This is a genomic window from Nostoc sp. FACHB-888, from assembly GCF_014696655.1.
Lineage (GTDB): Bacteria > Cyanobacteriota > Cyanobacteriia > Cyanobacteriales > Nostocaceae > Nostoc.
This window is the reverse complement of record NZ_JACJQM010000364.1, coordinates 1-2,480: the sequence shown is the minus strand read 5'-3', so window position 1 is coordinate 2,480 and position 2,480 is coordinate 1. Positions and strand designations below refer to the sequence as shown.

Below are 2,480 nucleotides of genomic sequence, written 5' to 3'. Positions count from 1 at the left end.
AAAAGCGCAAGCTAAGAACATCGGGAGCCGTGTACACGGAAACGGGTACGCACGGAGCTAACTGAGAGGTGCGGGGAATAATATCCCCCATCGACTCAACCTATGCAGGTGTCACAGATCAGGTTCGAGATATCTGTTTCATGGTAAAAAAGAACGGTCACTCTTGGGAGCAATCGCAGATGATCATCCCTGTGTGGAGTTGAAGAGGCGATGATGGTATGCCGCAACGACTGGTCATATAGTCAGGTGGTAAGTAATGCAGATATGATATTCAAGAAAAAGTAGTGCCAGTGTACTATAAGGCTGGTAACATAGTATTTTACTAAGCACCAGTTAGCCTAACTTTCTAATGCTTTACTCTGCTTCCAAGTGAGAAAAATTATTCACGTAGATATGAACGCCTTCTATAGAAATGGTTGAATTTTTATCTCTAGAGTCTGTCGTCTCGAACAGATCACTGATATTGGTAGACGCCTTTGGTGTATTCTGGGGAGGAGAAGCCGTTGGCTTGTTACCAGGTGCCCTTGCAACTTTCCAAAAAATAAAGGAGCAGAACACAACTATCATAATTGTGTCTAATTCAACACGTTTGACTGATCGTGAAGTATCAAAATATTCTAAAGCAGGTCTTCATTTAGGGGAGCATTACGACCTATTTGTTTCTTCCGGACAGATCACACGAGATGCGATTGTTTCATGTCGTCTACCTTTTTCAACGCCAAGATATAAGTATTGGCTGTATGGTGATCGTCATCCTCAACATGGATCGCCGTCGCAAGAGTTATTTGAGAACAATTTGTTTTCTGTCGCTTCTTCGATAGAAGATGCTGATTTCATATATTGTGGCATTCCCCACAAAAATGGTTGTGATCAGGAGTCTGTAGATCCCTTCCAGGAAGAGATTGAAGCATTGGTAAAAACTGGTCTGGTTATGCTTATAGCTAATCCCGATAAAACCGCTTTGGAGGGTCGTCCATCTCGACCTGTAGTCAGACAAGGGTCTATTGGTGCTCTTTATCAAGAAGCTGGGGGAAAGGTTTGTTATTTTGGGAAACCTTATCCTTTAATCTTTGAATACATTCAGAAGTGGGCAGTTAAACATCTAGGGTTGGAAGCATGGAAAGATGCCATGATTATTGGGGACAATTGTGAGACAGATATTTGTGGTGGGAATCAAGCTGGCATAGACACTGCACTGATCACAGATACTGGAGTTGCTACTGAACCAATCTTGACTCTAGGAATAGAGAAATTTTTGGCATCTCTTCCTATGGAGAATCGTCCAAAATTTCTGGTCTCTTCGTTCAGTACTGGAGTTTAGTGGGTGATGAACTTGTAGTACAGCACCACAGAGTTTGCTACAGCCTTCTCCCCCCTCACCGCCATTCACTCCCCACTGAAAACATAAAAGCCCTCGCCTGCCACAGCGCACCACCAGAAATCCCCCTGCTTCCCAGTAGTCCTTCACCACTCCAGGTTGCCACTGCCGGGAGACGGAATTGTGGACTTGTACTGGAGTTCCGATCATTACATCTGCGATCGCCTGAAGCTGTCTTCGTATCCTTTGGAGAGGGCTTAAGAAGAGCTTGTCGCCGCCCCCGCCAACCGCCAACTCCGATAGAACTCCTCCTGTAAAAGAGACAGAACACCCAAAATTCCCAACTCCGACCAATGGTAATCGCCTTCTTCACAAAACCTCTTGCAAAAGTCTTTTGTTCATTCACTGCATCGACTGAATCATCATTTAATGAAATTGCCCCAGCTATAACCTATGGTGTCAAGGGATATCAGAAGATAGCGGCAGTGATGTAAGTAGATTTTGGAGTGATTTACCTCATGCAGCGTTTCATGCGATCGCTGTAGGTAAGATTTGCAGTACTTCTACAGAGGTAGAAATCTTTGCCAAAGTATAAACTGAATGCTAGTGAGAGATAATTATAGTAAATTTATATACTCTATTGATGTGAATAACTCGGTAGAGTATTTTTGTGAGAGTCACTGTCCTTGAGGAATAAAATGAGAAGTTAATTCTCTCTTAGGTAGCGCTCGCTGCCATTGAGCAGTGCCAATCAATATAAAATATTCTATTGAGATGAATAACTCATTGCCTCGCTACAACGATTTATTTACTTTTCCCTAACTTGGAAAAAATCTTTAATTATTTTTTAATACTTAAATTAGGTGATGCCCTCAAAGCCTCACAGCCTCTTATTCCTATAGGTACAAATTAACCATCTCTATTCAAGTATCTCTAGGTAGAAGTCATAAATTTATATAATTCGTAGGATTTGAAACGGAAACTTATTTTTGTTGATGTAGTTTCAAAATAAGACTTATATTATCAGTTGAACAATGCCAAGTAGTTATTTTACATCAATAGAAGAAAGAGAAAAAATATTTTGCACACAACTGGTTAAGTACGGTGTGGAGTATGAAAAAGCGGTTATAGCAGCTCAAATTATAGCTTCTGAGATCGGAAG

At 41.4% G+C, this 2,480-nt stretch carries 2 protein-coding genes; one reads left to right on the top strand and one right to left on the bottom strand.

The window, feature by feature from the left end; genetic code table 11:
* Positions 1 to 412: 412 nt before the first annotated feature.
* Complete coding sequence (locus H6G26_RS40830; protein ID WP_277883978.1) at positions 413 to 1,321, top strand: TIGR01459 family HAD-type hydrolase; 909 nt, start codon at positions 413 to 415, stop codon at positions 1,319 to 1,321.
* 55 nt (positions 1,322 to 1,376) lie between these two features.
* Here the strand turns inward: H6G26_RS40830 and H6G26_RS40825 are convergent, their stop codons facing one another.
* Positions 1,377 to 1,724 carry a hypothetical protein gene (locus H6G26_RS40825; RefSeq protein ID WP_190737751.1) on the bottom strand — a complete coding sequence of 116 codons (348 nt, stop codon included), beginning with the start codon at positions 1,722 to 1,724 and terminating at the stop codon, positions 1,377 to 1,379.
* Positions 1,725 to 2,480 lie beyond the last annotated feature (756 nt).